The following is a 22006-nucleotide window of genomic DNA, read 5'->3' on the forward strand; positions in this document are numbered from 1 at the left end:
GACGGCTGTAATGGTGAACCCCAACGTGACGGCCATGGATTGGAGTAAAGCAGTTGATCAAAAAACACGCATGTTACTTGAGCATTGCCTTGCTCGTAGCGCCATTGGTCGCGTGGGCCGATGTGCTGCCAGACCCGCCTGCCAACCCGTTGCAGCAGACCCTGCTGCAACTGCCCCAGGCCTGCCCGACACTGGCGCCCGGCCTGACGCCTCAGACCCAGGCACTTTTGCAGGCCTTTTATGAGGGCCAGAACTACCAGCCGGTATGGGCGCAAGAAGGGCGCCTGACGGCTTTGCAGGCAGCCTTGCCACAGCTGGCCGACGACGGGCTGGACCCGCTCAATTACCGGTTGCCCCAGGGGCAGGACCTGTGCGCCGACATCGGTACCAGTCGTCAATACCTGCAAGCCTTGCAGGACCTGCGTTTCGGTCGCCTGGCACAAAGCCGTTTTGAACCGGTATGGCACGCCAATACTGAAGAGCCTGACCGTCAGGCCGAACTGCTGGCAATCGCCGGGCCCGGGGTACAGAACGTAGCCGGTGCTTTCGAACTGGCCCGCCCCGCGCTGGCGCAGTATCAAGACTTGCGCCGGGTCTATGCCCGGGAGCGCCAACAGCCGCTGCCCCAGTGGCAGACGATCCCCGATGGCCCTTTGCTGCGCCCCGGCATGCAGGATGCGCGGGTCCCGGCATTGGCCAGGCGTCTGGCTAGCGAGGGTTACTTGAGCGGTCAGCCGCAGATCGCCAACAACACGTACTCCAATGAACTGGCCTCCGCGGTCAAGAGCTTCCAGCTTGACCACTCGTTGCAGGCCGATGGCGTCATCGGGCCGGGCACCGTTAAAGAGTTGAACGTCAGCCCGGCAACCCGCCGCGAACAGTTGCGGATCAATCTGGAGCGTTTCCGCTGGATGGCCCGTGACTTTGAACCCACCAGCCTGCTGGTCAATGTTCCGGCGGCACAGTTGACCGTCTACCAGAATGGCCAGCCGGTGTGGCAGACCCGCACCCAGGTAGGGCGGGCCGACCGCCAGACACCGTTGCTCAAATCCCGGGTGACGCGCCTGACCCTGAACCCGACCTGGACCATTCCGCCGACCATCTTCAAGGAAGACAAGCTGCCGCAGATTCGCCGCGATCCGTCCTTCCTGAGCAAGCATGACCTGCAGGTGCTCGACAGCAGCGGGCAGCCGCTGGCGGTGCAAAGTATCGACTGGGACCGTCCGGGCAACATCCTGCTGCGCCAGGGTGCCGGGCCACGCAACCCGCTGGGGCGTATCGTTATCCGCTTCCCCAACCCGTTTTCCGTGTACCTGCACGACACCCCGAGCCAGGCCCTGTTCAGTAAAGGGCCGCGAGCCTTCAGTTCAGGGTGCGTGCGGGTGGAGTCGGTGTTCCAGTTGCGCGACTTGCTGGTGACCCCGGCGGAGAAAGCCCGGACCGAGGAATTGCTGGCCACCGGGCGCACCACCGAGTTCAGACTGTCCAACCCGGTGCCGATCCTCATGACTTACTGGACAGCCCATGCCGATAAAAACGGCAAAGTGGTGTACTCGCCGGACATTTATAATCGTGATCCGGCATTGATATCGGCGCTGTCCGCCAAGCGCTAATGCGCGTTTCAACCTTGAACTGATCTGCGAGACCTGCAATGACCCAATCCCGTTTTACCGACCTGGTGGGCATTGCCCACCCGATCATCCAGGCCCCGATGCTGGGCGCGGGGGCGCCAATGATGATCGGCGTGGCCAAGGCTGGTGGGCTTGGCTCACTGGCCTGCGCCACGCTGACCCTGGACGCGGTGCGCGCCGAAGTGGCGGCCTTTCGTGAAGCCTGCGATCAACCGTTCAATCTGAATTTCTTCTGCCACCAGGCCCCTGAACCCGACGAGGCCCGGGCCCGGCAGTGGAAGTCTTTGTTCAAAGATTATTACCGCGAACTGGGAGTGGACTATGACGCGCCAACCCCGGTGTCGAGCCGTGCGCCCTTTGATGAGGCCACCTGCGCACTGGTTGAGGAACTGCGCCCGCCGGTGGTCAGTTTTCACTTCGGTTTGCCGGCCCCGCATCTGCTGGCCCGGGTCAAAGCCTGTGGTGCCAGGGTTTTAAGTTCCGCCACCACTGTTGAAGAAGCGCAGTGGCTGGAGCGCAACGGCTGTGACGCAATCATTGCCATGGGTTACGAAGCCGGTGGCCACCGCGCGATGTTCTTGAGCAATGAGCTGACGACCCAGATCGGCACCTTCGCCCTGGTGCCGCAAATTGCCGATGCGGTATCCGTGCCGGTCATTGCCGCAGGCGGGATCGCGGATGCGCGTGGCATCGCGGCGGCCTTTGCCCTGGGCGCTAGTGCGGTGCAAATCGGCACTGCATACCTGTTCTGCCTGCAGGCCAGACTTGCCCGTCCCCATTACCGCGCCTTGCGTGAGGCCGGTTCCAGCGAGACTGCACTCACCAACCTGTTTACCGGCCGCCCGGCCCGCGGCATCGTCAATCGGGTGATGCGTGAACTGGGGCCGATCAACCCCCAGGCCCCGGAGTTTCCGTTGGCGGGTGGCGTACTGCTACCGCTCAAGGCCAAAACCGAGCCTGCCGGCTCCCCAGATTTCATCAACCTGTGGGCGGGTCAGGCTTTTGCACTGAGTCCGGGACGCAGTGTCGAATTGTCGTCCGAGGAACTGACCCGTAAATTTGTCGATGACTACACCGCGCGCTCTACATGTAAATAACGGGTTTGCGCGGCATGGGTGGAGGTGCGAATTAAAAGTATGATCGCACCCACCACCGGCAAGCTCACCAGCAGCAAGCCGTAGCGCAACGATTCAATGCCAAAGCGCGGCAGCAGTGCATCGCTGAACAAACCGGCGAGCAAAGGCCCGACCCCGACCCCCAGTAGCGTCGAAATGATCGTCTGCAAAGCCATCGCCGTGCCCCGGCGATTGGGCGGCACCAGTTGCGTAACCAGGTTGTAGGACGGCGCCACCCACCACACCACAAAAAAACTGTACAGCGCACACCACAGCATGGCGCTGGGGATCGGCACCCCAGCAACCTGCGCCCAGATCGTGTCTGGCCACAACAAATAGGCGAACAAAGCACTAAGCGCGGCCACGTGCCCGATCACCGGAATGCCCACTTGCCAGTGCGGGTTGCGGGGCGTCAGGTGGTCGCTCAACCAGCCGCTAAATAGCGCGCCGATGCCGGCAAAACCGCCACAAAAAAACCCGGCCAACAGTCCGGCATGCTGCAACGACAAGCCATGGGAGCGCACCAGAAAACTGGTGTTCCACATGCCGATGGCATAGGAGCTGAGGGTGCTCAGGCCGCCGGCCATGATCAGGCAACGGTAAGCGGGCAGGGCCCAGAGCTTGCGGGCTTCGCTGCTCAGGCTTTGCAGGGGATGCGCGGCATGGGCACTGGCCAGGTCCCAGCGGCCACGGTCCGGATCCTTGGCCACCAGCGCCAGCACCAGTGAAAACAGCAGCGCCGGCATGCCAATCACGATAAACGCCGTGCGCCAGCCATAGTGTTCGACCACCCAGGCGCCAAGGCTCAAGCCGATCACCGCCGAGAAAGTCGGGGCGGCGGTGAAGCAACTGATGGCAAACGAACGGCGATGGGGCGGGTACAAGTCGGCAATGATCGACATCGACGCCGAGGTGGTAGGCGACTCACTCACTGCAACCGCCATGCGTGCCAGGGCCAGCATCCAGAAACTCACTGCCAGGCCGCAGACCATGGTAGCCACGGCCCAGAGCAGGCACGCCATGGCCAGCAAGCGGGTGCGCGACATGCGATCGGCCAGGCGTCCGGCAGGCAAGCCGAGCAGGGCGTAGACCCCGGCAAATGCCAGGCCGGAAATCAGCCCCATGGCTGTGTCACTGACACCGAATTCGAGTTTGATCGGTTCAATCATGACCGCCAGAATCTGCCGGCCGACAAAGTTGTCGGCAAACACCGCAGCCAGCAACAACAGCAAGGCATGGCTGCGCCAGCCGACGTGAGCCTTGGACATATTCGTTTCCCTGTCAGATAAAAATGCCAAAGGCGCTGACACGCAACGCGTCAGCGCCTTTGACAAACCCCTGCGTCAGCCGCGTCGGCGAGCCAGGGTCATGGCGGTGTCTTCGATCATGTCTTCCTGGCCGCCGACCATGCCGCGTCGGCCCATTTCCACCAGAATTTCCCGCGCCGGTACGCCGTACTTCTTCTCGGCGCGCTTGGCGAACAGCAGGAACGAGCCATAAACACCGGCATAGCCCATGGTCAGGGCATCGCGATCGCTGCGGATCGGGAAGTCCATGATCGGCACTACCAGGTCTTCGGCCACGTCCTGGATACCGAACACGCTGACCCCGGTTTCAATGCCCATGCGGTCACAGACCGCCACCAGGATTTCCATCGGTGTATTGCCCGCGCCAGCGCCCAGACCTGCGGCGGCCGCATCGATGCGCGTGGCCCCGGCTTCGATCGCGGCGATGGAGTTGGACACCCCCATCGACAGGTTGTGATGCCCGTGAAAACCGATCTCGGTGTCCGGGTGCAGGGCTTCACGCATTGCCGCTACCCGGGCCTTGATGTCGTGGGGCAGCATGTAGCCCGCGGAGTCGGTGAGGTAAATACAGTTGGCACCGTAGCTCTCCATCAACTTGCCTTGCTTGACCAGCCCTTCAGGGCTGTTCATGTGCGCCATCATCAGAAAGCCCACGGTGTCCATACCCAGCTTGCGGGCATAGGAAATATGCTGCTCGGAGACGTCCGCCTCGGTGCAATGGGTGGCGACCCGAATCGTGTTGACCCCCAGTTCGAAGGCCATTTGCAGGTGGTCCACGGTCCCGATACCCGGCAACAGCAGGGCTGAGACTTTGGCCTGCTTCATCATCGGAATCACGGCCGACAGGTACTGCTCGTCGGTGTGCGCCGGGAAACCGTAGTTCACAGAGCTGCCGCCCAGGCCATCGCCGTGGGTTACTTCAATCAGGGGTACACCGGCGGCATCCAGACCGCAGGCGATGTCTTTCATTTGTTGCAGGGAGATCTGGTGACGCTTGGGGTGCATGCCGTCGCGCAGGCACATGTCATGCACGGTGATTTTTTTGCCGCGAAGATCCATGGGTAGCTCCTTAAGCGAGGGCAGGTTGAGGGGCAGTGGCCTTGAGTTGCAGCTCGCCCTTGAGGATTTCCTCGGCAAACATCTCAGCCGTACGCGCCGCCGCAGCGGTCATGATGTCGAGGTTGCCGGCGTACTTGGGCAGGTAATCCCCCAGGCCTTCGACTTCCATAAAAATCGATACCCGGTTGCCGTCAAAAACCGGACCGTTCACCAGTTTGTAGCCCGGTACGTACTTCTGTACCTCCTGGATCATGTCGGCGATCGCCAGGGTGATCGCAATCTTGTCCGGTGCGGTTTCGGTCAGGCAGTGCACGGTGTCACGCATGATCAGCGGCGGCTCGGCCGGGTTGACGATAATGATCGCCTTGCCTTTTTTCGCGCCGCCGACCTGCTCGATGGCACTGGCCGTGGTGCGGGTGAATTCGTCGATGTTCTTGCGCGTGCCCGGACCCACCGACTTGGACGCCGCGGTGGCCACGATCTCGGCATAGGCCACGGGTTGCACGCTGGACACCGCGGCTACCAGCGGAATCGTCGCCTGGCCGCCGCAGGTCACCATGTTGACGTTCATCACACCGCGCTTGAGATTGGCCTGCAAATTGACCGGCGGCACGCAATACGGGCCGATGGCGGCAGGCGTCAGGTCAATCATCAGCACGCCCAGTTCATTGAGCTTGCGGCTGTTTTCGGCGTGCACGTAGGCAGAGGTGGCATCGAAGGCGATCTGGATATTGTCCGCCAATATATGGGGCAACAGGCCGTCGACCCCGTCACTGGTGGTTTTGAGCCCCAGTTCGCGGGCGCGGGTCAGGCCTTCGGAAGTGGCATCGATACCGACCATCCACACTGGCTCCAGCACCTCGCTGCGCAGCAATTTGTACAGCAGGTCGGTACCAATGTTGCCCGGCCCGATCAGGGCGCATTTAATCTTTTTGCTCATGGGAAGGCTCTCGAACGGGGTTTAGGACACAAAGCGCAGACGTGCAGAACCCAGGCCGCTGAGGGTCAGGCTGACCTCGTCGCCGGGTTGCACCGGTACCAGCGGCGCCAGGGCCCCGGACAGAATGATTTCGCCTTTGCGAAACGGAATATCGAACTTGCCCAGGGTGTTGGCCAGCCACGCCACGGCGGCACACGGATGCCCCTGCACCGCCGAACCGAAGCCGTTACCGGCCGGCTGGCCATTTTTCAGCAAGTGCAACTCGACCTTGGCCAGGTCCAGTTCACGGGGGTCGATGCGTTGTTCACCGAGGGCAAAAACGCCGCATGACGCGTTGTCGGCCACGGTGTCCTGAATGCGGATTTTCCAGTCGGCGATACGTGAATCGACGATTTCGAAACACGGCATCACCCATTGGCTGGCGGCCATGACGTCTTCGGCGGTAATGCCGGGGCCGTGCAGGTCCTCGCCGAGAATAAAGGCGATCTCACCTTCGGCCCGCGGCTGCACCAGCAGCTTGGCGCTAAAGCTGACATCGCTGTTATCGGCGACCTGCATGCGGTTGGTCAAAAAGCCGAAGTCGGGCTGATGCACATCGAGCATGTCCTGCACGGCACGGCTGGTAACACCGATCTTTTTGCCGATGACCTGTTCCCCGAGGGCTTCGCGCCGTTGCAGAAAACGCAATGAAATCTGATACGCCGTCTCCAGCGTCAAGTCGGGATAACGCTGGGTCAGCGGCTGCAGGCTACGGCGCTCAAGCAACGCGTGAAACAGCTCATCGCCCAGGGCTTCAATCAACTTGGGGTCCATAAACACTCTCTCTGAAATCCGGAATATATGAGTCACTGTGGGAGCTGGCTTGCCAGCGATGGATTGCGCGCGGTCTGACTGCAAAACCCAGTCGTGTGCATCGCTGGCAAGCCAGCTCCCACAAGTTCATGGGTACAGCGTCAGCCCGGCCAGACGCTGGACTCGGCGCCGCCGTCCACTTCCAGGATTTTGCCGGTTACCCAGCGTGACGCCGGGGTGGCCAGGTACAGTGCGGCGGCCGCAATGTCCTCCACCTCGCCCAGACTCTGCAGCGGGGTGGCCTTGACCATGGCTTCACGCATGGCCACCGGCAGGACGCGGTTCAGGGCGTCGGTCAGGATGGGCCCCGGGGCAATGGCGTTGACCCGCACCAATGGCGCGAAATCCTGGGCCAGCAGACGGGTCATGTGGCTCAGCGCCGCTTTGGCGGTGCCGTAGGCGCTGAACTGGGTTTGCGCATAGCGCGCCGCACCCGAGGTGATATTGATGATGTTGCCCGTACCGGCAGTACGCATATGGGGCACGCAGAGCTGGCACAGGTGATAAGCCGAAGACACATTGAAGCGCATGATCTCTTCAAACCGCTCGACGCTCAGGGTCAGCGGATCGTTCGGGCCGGCGCCGCCGGCGTTGTTGACCAGATGCGTGATACGGCCCATGTGCTCACGTGCCTGCATCACCAGGGCCGTACGCTGCTCGGTGTCATTGACGTCACAACTCATGGCCAGGGCGCGACGCCCCAGTAGACGGATCTCTTGGGCAACCGCTTCGACATCGTTCAGGGTACGTGCCGCCAGCACCACGTCGGCGCCGGCTTCGGCGTAGGCCAGGGCAATGGCCCGGCCGATTCCGCGGCCACCGCCGGTAACGATGGCCACACTGCCGGTCAGGTCAAATCTGGAAATAATGCTCATAAATAGTCCTTTATTAGCGAGGGGCCCACAGGTCGGGCAGCCCTGGGTCGCTGGCGCTGATCAGCCGCTTGAGCAACACCTTCAGCGCCTGGGCATCGCCGGGGCCAAGCTTGGCCGAAACGTTTTCCTCCACCGCCTTGGCCAGGGCCAGCTGTTGCAAGGAGGCCTCCCGGCCGGTCGCGGTCAGCACATAACGCGGTTCATGGGTGCTGCCCTCCAGTGCCACCAGATTCTGTTTTTCCAGAAAACGCATGCTGGCAACCGAGACCTCGTGCCCGGTGTAGCTGACGAACGTGTTGATCTCGTCCAGGCTCATGTTGTCGCGTATGCACAGCACGGAGAGGATGAAAAACGCGTGTTCGTCCAGTTGTTGGTTGCTCAGCAGGCGATGCAGCGCGTCCAGCAACTGGTAGTGCGCGCGGCCCAGCAAATAGCCCAGCAGGTCCTCGGTGTAGCTGCACTCGGGCGGCGGCGGGGTGGTAGCCAGGCGCAGTTCACTGCGTGGCTTGCGGGTGGCCAGTGCGTATTGACCGCTCTGGAACGCCAGCGGTGCGCGGTCGCTGTGATCAAAGGCGAGCACCTCGCCGACAAAAATCACATGGTCGCCGCCTTCATATTGAAAGGCCGTACGGCACTGAAAGCGTGCGGTGCAATCCTGTAGCAACGGTGCTTCGCTGATACCGCTGTCGAGTTCGATTTCCGCGAACTTGTTTTCGCCCTGCATGGCAAAGCGTCCGGACAGAGGTTCCTGTTCGGTCGACAGCACGTGCACGTTCCAGTGTTTGCCCGAGCTGAACACCGGCAGACTGCGGGCGGACTTGGCCAGGCTCCACAGCACCAGCGGCGGGTTGAGCGACACCGAGTTGAAGCTGTTGGCGGTGATCCCGATAGGTGAGCCGTCTTCAGCCTGGGTGGTGATGATGGTCACCCCGGTGGTGAAGGTACCGAGCGCGGTACGGAAAGCCTGGGGATCGAAACTGCTTTGCATTGCCATGACGAACCTCATGGATTGAATTTTCGTGCTCGCAGTATTCCTCTCCAGGGGGGGCGCTACATCGTCTTAATGGACTAACGAATACAGCCGATTATCGTCCGATCGGACGAGGCGTACGGGGCCGTAATTGGCTAGCGTCGGGGCCTTAAAACGATGCCAAGAGGACTCATCCATGACGTGCAGCAGTACGGCCCCAGAACAGCTGTCCAGCCTGTTGGCAGCGCAAAAAAAAGCCTTTATCGAGGCGGGCCCGGTAAGCGTTGAGCAGCGCCGGCAACGGATTCAGCGGGTGATAGAGCTGTTGGTGCGATATCAGCAGTCGCTGGTTGAAGCCATGGATGCGGATTTTGGTGGCAGGCCCCAGGGCTTTTCGTTGATGAATGATGTGCTGGGCTCCCTGGCATCGCTCAAATATGCCCGCGATCATCTGCCGCACTGGGTCGAAGATGAGCCGCGTCAGGTATTCGCGCCCTATGACCAGCTCGGCGCCAAGGCCTGGGTGATGCATCAGCCCAAGGGCTCGATCGGCATCATGGGCACCTGGAACGCGCCGCTGTTCACCCTGCTCAGCCCGCTGGCCTGCGTGCTGGCCGCGGGCAACCGGGCCATTCTCAAACCTTCGGAAGTGGTGCCGCTGACCGCCAGTGTGCTGGCCCGGGCCTTTGGCGAAATGTTCGACCCGCTGGAAGTGGCGGTGGTGCTCGGCGATGCAGACGTGGCCCAAGCGTTTACCGCACAGCCTTTTGACCACCTGGTCTTCACCGGCAGCACCGCCGTGGCGCGCTCGGTGATGCGCAACGCGGCTGAAAACCTGGTGCCGCTGACCCTTGAGCTCGGCGGTAAATCGCCGGTCATTATTTCCCGCAGTGCTGATTTGGCCAAAGCTGCATTCAGCATTGCCGTGGCCAAAGCCAACAACGGCGGGCAGATTTGTATCAACCCGGACGTGGTGTACGTGCCCCGCGAGCAAATGGCCGACTTTATCGGCGCCCTTGGCGCGGCCTACAGCGAGCTGCTGCCGACCGTGGAAGACAATCCGGATGTGGTGGCAGTGGTTAACGACCGGCACTTGCAGCGCGTTGAAAGCTACGTGCAGGACGCCCGGCAGCGGGGCGCCCGGGTCGAAAGTTTCCCGCGTGCGCTCAAGGCAGACCCCCAGTCGCGACGTCGACCGCTACAAGTGGTGATCGACCCGCCGCGTGACAGCCTGATCATGCACGAAGAAATCTTCGGTCCGGCGCTGGTGCTGCTGCCCTATGAACAGCTCGACCGGGCCCTGGCGGACATCAACTCACGGGAGCGGCCGCTGGCCCTGTATTACTTTGGCCAGAGCGAAGAAGAGCGCCGGCATGTGCTGCAGCACACCCTGTCGGGCGGTGTGACCATCAACGACGTGATGATGCACGCGGCCATGCACGACGCACCGTTTGGCGGAATTGGCGCCTCCGGCATGGGCCATTATCACGGCCGCGAAGGTTTCCTCGAGTTCAGTCACATGCGCACCGTATTCAAGGCCCCGGCCCATGATCCGCGCCGCGAATGGGGCATGCTGCCGCCGTATGGCGAGCACTTCCAGGCAACCATGCAGTCGATGGTTACCCCCGACTGATACCCCCAGAAGAACCCCGCAGGCGCGAGCTTGCTCGCGATGCCGCCGGCCCCGGTGATGCTGTCGCGAGAAAAGCTCACGTCTGCCCATAAAACAAGAAGTGATCCGGAGATAAATTTTGCCAATTCCTGCCGCTACACCCGAAGACAGCCAGACCCCTGAAGGCTGGCAGCGCCGCCACGTACTCAAGGCGGCAGCCCTGGCCGCCGGCGCCGGGTTGCTCGGGCGCTATGCCAGCGCCGCGGGCTCAAGTGCCGTATCGCCCAGCGAATACCTGTCGCTGGACGCTACCGACATGGCCCGAGCCGTGCAAAAGGGCGAGCTGACCCCCGAGCATCTGCTGGCTGCGGCCATGGCCCGTTGTGATGCGGTCAACCCCAAGGTCAATGCGGTCAACATGCGTCACGACGAATACGCCCAGGCGCTGCTCAAGACGCGACGCGCAGCAGGGGCATCCACCACGGGTGCGCTGGCCGGTGTGCCCATCCTGCTCAAGGACCTCAACACCTACCTTGAAGGCACCCGCACCACCAATGGTTGCCGCTTATTCAAGGATGCACCGCCGGCGCCACAAACCAGCACTCTGATAGCCCGCTACCAAGCGGCTGGCGCCGTGCCGTTCGGCAAAACCGCGTGCCCTGAGTTCGGCCTGACCACCACCACCGAATCCTTGCTCTGGGGGCAAACCCGCAACCCGTGGAACCTGGCCAGAAGCGCCGGCGGTTCTTCCGGTGGCGCGGCCTCAGCGGTCGCCGCAGGCATTGTGCCGGTGGCCCATGCCACCGACGGCGGCGGCTCGATCCGTATCCCGGCCTCCTATTGCGGCGTAGTCGGCCTCAAACCCACCCGTTATCGCACCCCCAGCGGCCCGGGCAAATATGAAGGCTGGTTCGGTGCCAGTGTCGGCAACGTGGTGTCGCGCAACATTCGCGACATGGCGTTGTTTCTGGATGTCGGCCAGGGTCATGAACAAGGCAGTCCGTACTGGGCAAAACCGCTGGTACGCCCTTATATCGAAGAGCTGGGCACCGCTGCGGGGCGCCTGCGTATTGGCCTGGTGCGAGACTCGCTGACCGGTTCGCCGCTGGACCCGGCCGTTGCAAAAGTGCTGGACGACACGGCCAGACGTCTGAGCGCGATGGGGCACAACGTTGAAGAACTGCGTTTGAACATCGACCCTCGGCAGTTGTTCGGCGCCCATGGTTCAGTGATTGGCGATGCCTTGCTGACCCTGGTCCACGACCGTGAACAGGCGCTGGGCCGACCTGCCACTGCCGATGACTTCGAGCGCATCACCCAGGTGGTTCTGGACAATGGCAAGAAAGTCACGGGTGAAGGCCTGTACCGCGCGCGCCAGTCGTTTGAAAGCATTGGCGGTTACATGGAACAGCAGTTCGACACCTTTGACGTCATCCTGTCGCCGGTCACTGCCAACGTCACACCGGAGCTGGGGTTACTGAGCCTGAACCAGCCATGGGACAGCTACGCCCACAACGCCATGGGCAGCGCGGCCTTTACCGTACTGGCCAACGTCAGCGGGCAACCGGCGATCTCATTGCCGGTGGGGATGAGCGAAAACGGCTTACCGATTGGCATGATGTTTACCGGACCATTGGGCGGAGAAGACGTACTGCTGCGCCTGAGTGCGCAAATCGAGCAAGACCGGCCGTGGGCGAAATTGCCGACCGTTTGATGATGAGTATCGAATGCGTAGCAGCTGCCGAAGGCTGCGTCCGGCGACGCAGTCGTCGTAAATCCGGACACCCCCCGGTCCACAGGATTCACGATCGCTACGCAATCGGACGTCGCCTTCGGCAACTGCTACGGGGCGTCGGTGAACATCGAATGCGTAGCCGCTGCCGAAGGCTGCGTCCGGCGACGCAGTCGTCGTAAATCCGGACACACCCGGCCCACAGGATTCACGATCGCTGCGCAATCGGACGTCGCCTTCGGCAACTGCTACGGGGGACGGTGAGCATCGTATGCGTAGCAGCTGCCGAAGGCTGCGTCCGGCGACGTAGTCGTCGTAAATCCAGACACACCCGGTCCACAGGATTCACGATCGCTGCGCAATCGGACGTCGCCTTCGGCAACTGCTACAGGGGGGGCGGTGGGCATCGAAGGCTGCGTCCGGCGACCTAGTCGTCGTAAATCCAGACACACCCGGTCCACAGGATTCACGATCGCTGCGCAATCGGACGTCGCCTTCGGCAACTGCTACAGGGGGGGGCGGTGGGCATCGAAGGCTGCGTCCGGCGACGCAATCGTCGCAAATCCGGACACACCCGGTTCACAGGATTCACGATCGCTACGCAATCGGACGTCGCCTTCGGCAACTGCTACGGGGGACGGTGGGCATCGATTGCGTAGCAGCTGCCGAAGGCTGCGTCCGGCGACGCAGTCGTCGCAAATCTGGATACACCCGGTCCACAGGATTCACGATCGCTACGCAATCGGACGTCGCCTTCGGCAACTGCTACGGGGGGACGGTGAGCATCGAAGGCTGCGTCCGGCGACGAAGTCGTCGTAAATCCAGACACACCCGGTCCACAGGGTTCACGTTCGCTGCGCAATCGATCGCAACCTCGCGCTGCTCGTCAGCGACTACGGGTTTCGTTGGTGCAGGCTTTTGCCTAGTCCGCTTTGACGATGATCAGCAGCGCGCCAGGCCGGATTATTCGTCATACAGCGCCCGCGCATTCGCGCAGCGAGAGACTGACGGAGAACAGACGGATGGATCAGATACGAGAGAAAAGTCCGATAGAGCTTGAGCTGCTGGAACGCGCGCGCAATCTGATACCTGCGCTTAAAAGCCGTTCAGCCCAGGCGGACAAGGATTGCAAACTGCCCGATGAAACCGTTCGCGACATGCAGGAGGCAGGTTTGTTTCGCGCCTTGCAGCCGAAGATGTGGGGCGGCCATGAAGTCGATCTGCGAACCTTTTTTGAAATCCAGATGCTGCTGGCCGAGGGCTGTATGTCCACTGCCTGGGTGTTTGGTGTGGTCGGCGTTCACCCGTGGCAACTGGCACGCTATCCGGTAGAAGCACAACATGACGTCTGGGGCGAAGACAGCTCCACGCTGGTGGCTTCTACCTATATGCCAGTGGCCAAAGTCACCCCGGTCAAGGGCGGCTATCAGGTCAGCGGGCGCTGGGGGTTTTCCAGCGGCAGCCAGCATGCGCAATGGTGCCTGCTCGGCGGTATCGTGCCGCAAGACGAAACCGGCCCGACCGAACACGGCACCTTCCTGATCCCGGCCAGTGACTATCGCATCGAGCAGAACTGGGACGTGCTGGGTCTGCGCGGCAGCGGCAGCCACGACATCATCGTCGAGGACGTTTTTGTCCCGGCACATCGGGTACAACGCACCAATAATTACAGCATCGAAGCCACACCGGGACGGCTGGTCAACACCAACCCGATGTACTCGATTCCATTCGCCCAGGTGTTCGCCCGCGCCGTATCGACGTCGGCCATTGGTGCGCTGCAAGGGGCAATCAACGAGTTCCGCAGCAACGCCGCCGCGCACATTGGCAAACATGGCGCCAAAACCGCCGAAGACCCGGCAGCACAAGCTGCAGTCGCCGAGGCCACCATCACCGTCGATTCGCTCAAGCTGGTGTTGATGCGCAATTACGCAAACCTCATGGCGCTGGCCACTGCCGGCGAGTATCCGGATGTTGAAACCCGTTTGCTGTATCGCTACCAGTCTTCCCATGTCACCAATGTCTGCGCCGACCGGGTCAGCGACCTGCTGCGCTGCATGGCGGCTTCGGGTTTGTACAGCACCAACCCGGTGGCCCGTTATTTCCGCGACCTGCACCAGGCACGCGGGCATATCGCCAACAACGAAGCGGCCTATCGACGCAGCTATGGCGTAGTGCAATTGGGTTTACCCAACTCGGACCCTTTTGTTTGATCGAGTAATGAGTTTCTGACCTCAGCGGATGGCATAACAATAATGACGGCTCAAGTTCAGTCTCAGTCCAGCTATGACGTAATCGTGGTCGGCTCCGGTGCGGGGGCGATGACCTCGGCCCTGTTTGCCGCCGACCAGGGCCTTTCAGTGCTGATTGTCGAGAAAAGCGACAAGTACGGCGGCACTTCGGCGATTTCCGGTGGTGGTATCTGGATCCCGAACAACCATTACTTCGCCGCGATCGGCGGGCGGGACAGCGCTGAGCTGTCAATGCAGTACCTGAAGGCCGCCACCGGTGAACACGGTGATCCGGTGCGCCTGCAGGCGTATCTGGACAACGCAGCACCCATGATCAAAAAACTCACCTCCAACAGTCGGGTGCGCTATGCCGTGGCCGACAAATACCCGGATTATTACCCGCAATTGCCCGGCGCCCTGCCGGGCGGGCGGACCCTGGACCCCGAGCTGTTCGACACCAGCTTGCTTGAGGAAGAACTGCCCAACCTGCGCAAACCTTCACCCTCGACCCTGCTGATGGGGCGTATTGCGTGGACTGCCCGTGACGCGCACAAGGCCATGGCCCGCAGCTTCGGCTGGCAATGGCTGATTTTCAGATTGATGGCCCGCTACAAGCTGGACTTCAAATGGCGACGCAAGAGCAAATATGACCGTCGGGCGGCCCTGGGCAGTTCGCTGGTGGCGTCCCTGCGCCGTTCGCTGATGGATCGCAATGTGCCGCTGTGGCTCAACACCGACTTCCAGGACGTACTGCTGGACGGTGATCGCGTTTGCGGGATCAAGGTTGCAACGGGCGGCAGAATTCTTGAACTCAAGGCCCGGCGCGGGGTGATCTTTGGCTCGGGCGGTTTCGAGCAGAACCAGACCCTGCGCGAAAAATTCCTGCCGCAACCTACCAAAGCCAGCTGGAGTGCGACGCCACCGGGCAACAACACCGGGGCCGCACTGGAAGCGGGGCTCAATATCGGCGCGGCTACGGCGTTGCTGGACTGGGCGTGGTGGGCGCCGACCATTGCCGTGCCCGGCGAAGAAAAACCGCGCGGGGTGTTTGCCGAGCGTGCGTTTCCGGGGGCCATTGTGGTCAACAGCCTGGGCCATCGTTACGTTAACGAGGCAGCGCCGTATCTCGAATTCGTTGACGCCATGTACAAGGACAACCGTAAAACCGGCGGTCGCACGGTGCCGTCATGGGTGATCTTTGATGGCCATTTCCGCTTTCATTACGCCATGGGCCCTTTGATGCCGGCCCAGGTGATGCCCGATAGCCGTTTGCGCAAGGAATGGCTCAACACTGTGTACTGGAAGGCTGACAGCCTTGATCAGTTGGCCATGCAAATCGGCGTGGATGGCGCCGGGCTAAACAACACCGTAAGCAAGGTCAATCAATACGCGAAAACCGGTGTCGATCTCGATTTCGGGCGCGGTGGCAATGTGTTCGACCGCTATTACGGCGACTCCAATATCACACCCAACCCGTGTCTGGCGCCGATGCGCAAAGGGCCGTACTACGCCATGCGCCTGGACGCCGGAGACATCGGCACCAAGGGCGGGCTGCTGACCAACAGGCACGCGCAAGTGGTGCGTGAAGACGGGCGGCCGATCAGTGGCCTGTATGCCATTGGCAACTGCTCCGCCTCCGTCATGGGTACCAGCTATCCCGGGGCCGGGGGCACCCTGGGCCCGGCCATGACCTTTGGCTATATCGCCGCCAACCATATCGCCAGCAGCGTGCCGGTGGCAGCCAGTACTGCGCCAGAGGCGGTGTCATGAAGCGGCCCCGGACCGCCAGCAACACTGAAATCCTGCCCCCGCTGCACCTGGACCGTCTGGCGGACCGGGACTGGGACCAGAGCTGCGACGTACTGGTGATCGGTTGGGGGGCTGCCGGCGCCTGCGCCGCACTGGAGGCCCGTAGCCAGGGGGTCGAGGTGATTGTCGCCGACCGTTTTACCGGCGGCGGCGCCAGCGCCAAGAGTGGCGGCGTGGTGTATGCGGGCGGCGGTACCCGACAGCAGCAGGACGCCGGCTTCAGTGACACCCCGCAAGCGATGTTTGACTACCTCAAGCACGAAACCCGTGGCGTGATCAGCGACGACACCTTGCGTAAATTCTGCGATGACAGTGCCGACAACCTGCGCTGGCTCGAAGGCCACGGCGCACGCTATGCCCACAGCATGCCTGCGGGGGGCAAAACCTCGTATCCCGCCGATGGCTATTTTCTGTATTACTCCGGCAACGAACTGGTGCCGTCCCATGGTGGCGAGCAACCGCCGGCGCCACGCGGTCATCGCACGGTGGGCAAGGGGCAGTGCGGTGCGGTGCTGTATGGCCATTTGAAAGACGCCTGCCTGCGCGCCGGAGTGCAGCCCTTGCTGCAAACGGCGGCGCGGCGCTTGGTGGTCGATGACACCGGGCGCGTGGTCGGTGCCCAGCTTTGGCGTTTGCCGCCGGGTTCCCGTGAAGCCCGTGAGCATGCGCGTCTGGCGGCCCGCGCCGAGCGCTGGCAAAACTTCGCTCCTGGGTATTGCGATCGCCTGCGACAAAAAATCAGCCAGCTGGAGCGAGATCATGGGCAACCGATACTGGTCCGGGCGCGGCGCGGGGTCATTCTCAGCACCGGTGGCTTTATCTTCAATCGCGACCTGATCCGCGAACATGCACCCAAATTTCGCCGTAATTTCAAGGTGGGCGCCACCGGATGCGATGGCAGTGGCTTGCGCCTGGGGCAATCGGTCGGGGCGCAAAGCGAGCGCTTGAGCCGCGTGTCGGCCTGGCGCTTTATCAACCCGCCTTTTTGCTGGCCCAAGGGGATCGTGGTCAATGCCCAGGGGCAGCGTTTTTGTAACGAAGAAGTGTATGGCGCCACCCTGGGCCAGCCATTGTGTGAAGAGCAGGGCGGTCAGGCGTGGCTGGTGCTGGATGCGCGCTTGCGCAAGCAGGCCATCCGTCAGGCCCTGTTCGGGGGGTATTGGTGGTTCCAGAGCCTGCCTGCACTGGCCCTGATGCTGCTGAAGGTGCGCAAGGGCGAGAACCCTGACCGGCTGGCCCAGGTATGCGGTATGCAGTCCGGGGAGCTGAGCGGCTCGTTGCGCGCTTATAACGCGGCTGCCCGTGGCGAAGCCGCGGATGCCTTCGGCAAGTCTGAGAGCAGTCGCCAGGCGCTGGATAAAGGACCGTTCTATGCCTGCAATATCAGTGTCGACAACCCGGTATTTCCGCTGGGGGCGTTGACGTTGGGCGGGCTGACAGTCGATGAAAACAATGGCGCGGTGCTGGACGACAACGGCCGCCGGATTGCCGGGCTGTACAGTGCCGGGCGCACCGCCATAGGCGTGGCATCACACCTGTATATCAGTGGTTTGTCCCTGGCCGACTGCGTGTTTTCGGGACGCCGGGCAGGGCGGGCCTGCACCGGTATTGACCGTAATGCAGACCACTCTGGTGCTGATTCGCTCGTGAGCCATCAAGCGTCGGCCGGCGCGCCTATAGAACAAGGATTGCCCCATGAGCGCACGTGTTAAAGGCAAGGTCGCGCTGATCACAGGCGGCGCCAGTGGCGTGGGCAGGGCCAGTGCCCTGTTGTTGGCCCGAGAGGGCGCGCGCGTGGTGATCAGCGACATTGATGTGGCCTCGGGCCGGGCCCTGGCTGAAGAAATCGGCCCGCAGGGGCTTTTTATTGAACAGGATGCAGCCAGTGAAGCGGACTGGGCCCGGGTAATACAGACGATTGGCGAGCACTATGGCCAGCTGGATATCCTGTTCAACAATGCCGGGATCCTGCTCAAGGGCGATATTGAAAACACCTCCCTGAGCGATTGGCAGCGGGTGCAGCGGATCAATTCCGACAGCGTTTTTCTGGGTTGTCGCGCCGCCATTGGCCTGATGAAACAGGGCGGCGGCTCGATCATCAACATGTCTTCCATCGCCGGTGTGGCCGGGCGTGATGACTACGCGGCCTATAGCGCCTCCAAAGGCGCCGTCGCTGCGCTCTCGCGTACAGTGGCGGTGATGTGCCGGCGGCGTAAATATCGCATCCGCTGCAATTCCCTGCACCCGGACGGCATTCTCACGCCCATGACCACGGCTACTCTGCCGCCAGGCCTGGACCCCTGGAGCCTGACCATCGATGCAGACCCCATGGGGCGCATGTGCCTGCCTGAAGATGTCGCCGCCAGTGTGCTGTTTCTTGCCAGTGACGAATCGCGCGCCATCAACGGCATCGAACTGCGAATCGACAGCGGCCAGTTTGTAATGAGTATTTGAAATGAATTCACCTGCCTATTTCTCCTTGCGCGTCGCGCAAATCGTTACTGAAACCCCGGACTCCAGATCGCTGGTATTTGAGGTGCCTCAGGCCCTGAGTGAGCAGTTCGCTTATAAAAGCGGGCAGTTCCTGACCCTGCGAGTGCCGTTTGAAGGCGGCTGGTTACCACGTTGCTATTCGTTGTCCAGCACACCGCTGGTGGATGAGCCACTGCGGGTCACGATCAAGCAAGTACGCGACGGCAGGGCTTCGAACTGGTTGTGTCAGCAGTTGCGCGAGGGCGATCAACTGCAAGTACTGGCCCCGGCCGGGGTCTTTGTGCCGCGCCATTTTGACGATGACTTCGTGTTGTTCGGCGGCGGCAGCGGGGTAACCCCGGTGTTGTCGATTTTGCGTTCGGCGTTGATCGCAGGCAGCGGCCGGGTGCTGTTGATTTATGCCAACCGTGACGAGGCCTCGGTGATCTTTGCCGGCGAGCTCAAAGCGCTGGCCAGCGCCTACCCGCAACGCCTGCAAGTGATTCACTGGCTCGATTCGGTCCAGGGGATTCCTTCGGTGGCACAACTGGCGCACATGGCCAGGCCGTTTGTGCATGCCCAGGCCTTTATCTGCGGTCCGGGCCCGTTCATGGACGCGGCGGTCAGCGCCTTGCATGAAGTGGGCATGGACCATGGGCGCATCCACGTCGAACGTTTTGTCTCCCTGCCTGAAGAGGGCAGCGTGGAGGCGCCGGCGCCGGTCAATACCGATGTCATCGGCAGCCAGCTCTCGGTACGTCTTGATGGCGAGGAGTTCGAAGTGCCGTGTGCCGAAGGCGAAACGGTGCTCAATGCCATGCTGCGCGCCGGGTTGAAACCGCCCAGCTCGTGCCTGGTGGGATCTTGCGCCACCTGCATGTGCACCGTGGAGCGGGGCAGTGTCCAGATGCTGCGCAACGATGCCCTCGACCAGCAGGAACTCAATGACGGCTGGGTACTGGCATGCCAGTCCGTGCCCAACAGCGAACACCTGCGGGTGTGCTTCCCCGAATAATCAGCCGGACGAGTGATCGATGACTTTTAGCCCCATGACTATTCCCCAGCTACTGCTTGATGCCGCGCAGCATCATGCCGGGCGTACCGCTATCGAAGAAAACGGTGAGTGCACCGACTACCGCGACTTGCCGCACCTGGCGCTGGCCGTGACTCGCAGCCTGATGGCCCGGGGTATCGGCAAGGGTGACCGGGTGGCGATCTGGGCCCCCAATGGCCGGGACTGGATCATTGCGGCACTGGGCATTCATTGCGCAGGGGCGGTGATGGTGCCGGTCAACACCCGCATGAAAGGCAACGAAGCGGCTGATATTTTGCAGCGCAGTGCCAGCCGGCTGTTATTTGTCCAGCCGAAGTTCTTGGGCACTGACTACCTGGCCTTACTCGCCCCCCATCGTCCGGATACCCTCGAGGGGCTGGTGCTGCTGGGTGACGCCCCAGCGTGGGATGAGTTTCTGGCCGGCGGGGCAAGCGTCAGTGAAGCCGACGCCCGGCAGCGGGCAGCCGGGGTCCGTGCCGATGACTTGAGCGATCTGCTATTCACCTCGGGCACCACCGGTAAACCCAAAGGGGTGATGAGCGCCCACGGGCAAAACATCCGGGCGTTCAGCGAATACGTGAAGGTGATTGGGTTACGTGCCGGTGACCGCTACTTAGTGATCAACCCGTTTTTCCATGCCTTTGGCTACAAGGCGGGCTGGCTGACGTGCCTGCTGGCCGGGGCAACCATTTTGCCGCACTCGGTATTCGATGCCGAAGCGGTCTTCCAGCGCATTGCAGCCGAGAACATCAACGTACTGCCGGGGCCACCGACCCTGTATCTGTCGATGCTGGCGCACCCCAAACTGGCTGAAACCGACCTGTCGAGCTTGCGCATTGCCGTTACGGGGGCCGCGACCATCGCCCCGAGCCTGATCGAACGGATGCGCCGCGAACTGGGCTTTTCGGTGGTGACCACGGCCTATGGCCTGACCGAGTGCGGCGGCCTGGCGACCATTTGCAACCCGGCCGATCCGGCGCAGACCATTGCCAGCACCAGCGGGCGGGCGATTGCCGGTACTGAAGTGAGCATCCGTGACCCGCAAAACCGGGCCCTGGCGGCGGGTGATACGGGCGAAATCTGCCTGCGCGGCTTTCACGTGATGCAGGGTTACTTTGAAGACCCGCAAGCCACTGCCGAAACCATCGACACTGAGGGCTGGCTGCACACGGGCGACATTGGCCAGCTGGATGCCGCGGGCAACTTGCGCATCACTGACCGCCTGAAAGACATGTTTATCGTCGGTGGCTTCAACTGCTACCCGGCGGAGATTGAAGCGGGCCTGATCGAACACCCGGCCATCGCCCAGGTGGCGGTGATTGGCGTACCGGATGAGCGCATGGGCGAAGTGGGCTGTGCCTGCGTGGTGCTGCGCCATGAACAGCGACTGGACGAAGCGGGGCTGATCCTGTGGGCCCGGGAGCACATGGCCAACTACAAAGTGCCGCGCATGGTGCGGTTCTACGAGGCATTGCCGGTCAATGCATCGAACAAGGTGGCGAAGAATGAATTGCGCTCCTTGATCCTGTAGCGACAGTCGGGCTCATTGTTGGCGCCAGGTAGCGGCTACAAAACCTCAACCACCTCGGGTGTTTTTGTAGCCGCGCTACTTACAGACCTGGCTCGTTGTTAGCCCAAAGCCAGCGACTCTATTTTGCTACCCCTTTGCAGCGAGCCAAGGAGTAGTAAACATGACTGACCTTTCTGACTCCACCCCCGACACCCGATCTGCAGCCAGCCTGTTCAGCAGCGGCGACGTTTATTCCGGTGCCTACAACTTTATGAGCAGCATCAGTGCCGGGGTTGATCCGCGCACCGGCATGTTTTCGGCCTCGGTGACCTTGCCTACCGGGGCCGCCAACGATCTGCGCGGGCCGATCAGCCAATTGCGCCTGGGCTACAGCCCCTTGATGAATGAAGACCAGGGTTTTGGTCTCGGCTGGATGCTCGGCACCACGTCGTGGGACGGGGCCAGTCAGCAGTTGCAGCTCAATTCCGGCGAGCGTTTTCGTGGGGAGATTGTTGGCCAGAACATGCGCTTTCCCGACGTTCGCTTGCCGGTGGTGACGGTCACGGTGCAGCGCCAGGAGATGTGGGTGCGGCATAACGACGGCACCTGCGAACGTCTGATTCCATTGGCCGGGCATCCGAGCCTGTGGGTGGTCAGCACCCTGATGGGGGCGGACGGCAGTGCCCTTAGTTTTGACTGGCGTTCCATCGGCAACGCCGCCTACTTGCAAAAGGTCAGCGATGCCCAGGGTCGAACCGTGGTGGCGTTGGCCTACGAGGGTCAGCAAACCCATCTGACCCTGCAGCCGGATACCCCCTCGCAGATGGTGATGACTTTTCA

The 22006-nt window shown here is 62.0% G+C and carries 16 protein-coding genes and 1 pseudogene; 11 read left to right on the forward strand and 6 right to left on the reverse strand.

Annotated features, from left to right (window positions below; all coding sequences use genetic code 11):
- The first annotated feature begins 53 nt into the window (after positions 1-53).
- A complete protein-coding gene (locus tag ACP7BO_RS23490) occupies positions 54-1613 on the forward strand; it encodes a L,D-transpeptidase family protein (RefSeq protein WP_426212927.1) in 1560 nt (519 codons plus the stop codon).
- A gap of 38 nt (positions 1614-1651) precedes the next feature.
- Positions 1652-2728, forward strand: a complete 1077-nt coding sequence (locus ACP7BO_RS23495) for an NAD(P)H-dependent flavin oxidoreductase (protein ID WP_426212928.1) — start codon at positions 1652-1654, stop codon at positions 2726-2728.
- On the opposite strand, the gene ACP7BO_RS23500 is transcribed toward ACP7BO_RS23495, so the two are convergent.
- The 6 genes from ACP7BO_RS23500 to ACP7BO_RS23525 all read right to left on the reverse strand — a co-directional run bounded on the left by ACP7BO_RS23500 (position 2701) and on the right by ACP7BO_RS23525 (position 8773).
- On the reverse strand, positions 2701-4014 hold the full coding sequence (locus ACP7BO_RS23500; protein ID WP_426212929.1) for a spinster family MFS transporter: 1314 nt from the start codon (positions 4012-4014) through the stop codon (positions 2701-2703). The two genes, ACP7BO_RS23495 and ACP7BO_RS23500, sit on opposite strands and share 28 nt — an antisense overlap.
- Positions 4015-4089: 75 nt before the next feature.
- Positions 4090-5112 (reverse strand): 4-hydroxy-2-oxovalerate aldolase, encoded by a 1023-nt coding sequence (gene dmpG / locus ACP7BO_RS23505; protein ID WP_060692145.1) that lies wholly within the window; start codon positions 5110-5112, stop codon positions 4090-4092.
- A 10-nt stretch (positions 5113-5122) separates the two neighbouring features.
- Entirely contained in the window at positions 5123-6052 is a 930-nt protein-coding gene (locus tag ACP7BO_RS23510; protein ID WP_397456608.1) for an acetaldehyde dehydrogenase (acetylating), read from the reverse strand.
- A 21-nt stretch (positions 6053-6073) separates the two neighbouring features.
- Positions 6074-6865, reverse strand: a complete 792-nt coding sequence (locus tag ACP7BO_RS23515; protein WP_397456609.1) for a fumarylacetoacetate hydrolase family protein — start codon at positions 6863-6865, stop codon at positions 6074-6076.
- A gap of 140 nt (positions 6866-7005) precedes the next feature.
- Positions 7006-7779, reverse strand: a complete 774-nt coding sequence (locus ACP7BO_RS23520; protein WP_426212930.1) for a glucose 1-dehydrogenase — start codon at positions 7777-7779, stop codon at positions 7006-7008.
- 13 nt (positions 7780-7792) lie between these two features.
- Positions 7793-8773 (reverse strand): flavin reductase family protein, encoded by a 981-nt coding sequence (locus ACP7BO_RS23525; RefSeq protein WP_060692153.1) that lies wholly within the window; start codon positions 8771-8773, stop codon positions 7793-7795.
- 127 nt (positions 8774-8900) lie between these two features.
- Between ACP7BO_RS23525 and ACP7BO_RS23530 the strand changes: the two genes are divergently transcribed.
- The 9 genes and pseudogenes from ACP7BO_RS23530 to ACP7BO_RS23570 all read left to right on the forward strand — a co-directional run.
- Positions 8901-10382 carry a coniferyl aldehyde dehydrogenase gene (locus tag ACP7BO_RS23530; protein WP_426212931.1) on the forward strand — a complete coding sequence of 494 codons (1482 nt, stop codon included), beginning with the start codon at positions 8901-8903 and terminating at the stop codon, positions 10380-10382.
- A 118-nt stretch (positions 10383-10500) separates the two neighbouring features.
- Positions 10501-12075: an amidase gene (locus ACP7BO_RS23535; RefSeq protein ID WP_426212932.1), complete on the forward strand. Its 1575-nt coding sequence runs from the start codon at positions 10501-10503 to the stop codon at positions 12073-12075.
- Positions 12076-13115: 1040 nt separating this feature from the next.
- Positions 13116-14303 carry an acyl-CoA dehydrogenase family protein gene (locus ACP7BO_RS23540; protein ID WP_426212933.1) on the forward strand — a complete coding sequence of 396 codons (1188 nt, stop codon included), beginning with the start codon at positions 13116-13118 and terminating at the stop codon, positions 14301-14303.
- Between the two features lie 42 nt (positions 14304-14345).
- A complete protein-coding gene (locus tag ACP7BO_RS23545; protein ID WP_426212934.1) occupies positions 14346-16091 on the forward strand; it encodes an FAD-binding protein in 1746 nt (581 codons plus the stop codon).
- On the forward strand, positions 16088-17842 hold the full coding sequence (locus ACP7BO_RS23550) for an FAD-binding protein (protein ID WP_426212935.1): 1755 nt from the start codon (positions 16088-16090) through the stop codon (positions 17840-17842). The genes ACP7BO_RS23545 and ACP7BO_RS23550 overlap by 4 nt, the downstream gene beginning before the upstream one ends.
- Positions 17826-18584, forward strand: coding sequence for an SDR family oxidoreductase (locus ACP7BO_RS23555; protein ID WP_060692165.1), 759 nt, complete (start codon positions 17826-17828; stop codon positions 18582-18584). The genes ACP7BO_RS23550 and ACP7BO_RS23555 overlap by 17 nt, the downstream gene beginning before the upstream one ends.
- A gap of 1 nt (position 18585) precedes the next feature.
- The gene (locus ACP7BO_RS23560; protein ID WP_426212936.1) at positions 18586-19617 is read left to right on the forward strand and encodes a 2Fe-2S iron-sulfur cluster-binding protein; all 1032 of its coding nucleotides are present in this window, start codon (positions 18586-18588) and stop codon (positions 19615-19617) included.
- 19 nt (positions 19618-19636) lie between these two features.
- Entirely contained in the window at positions 19637-21187 is a 1551-nt protein-coding gene (locus ACP7BO_RS23565; RefSeq protein WP_426212937.1) for a FadD3 family acyl-CoA ligase, read from the forward strand.
- 160 nt (positions 21188-21347) lie between these two features.
- Positions 21348-22006 (forward strand): annotated as a pseudogene (locus ACP7BO_RS23570) (hypothetical protein); the annotation flags it as partial.

It is taken from the genome of Pseudomonas sp. TWR2-1-1 (genome assembly GCF_049897045.1).
GTDB lineage: Bacteria > Pseudomonadota > Gammaproteobacteria > Pseudomonadales > Pseudomonadaceae > Aquipseudomonas > Aquipseudomonas versuta.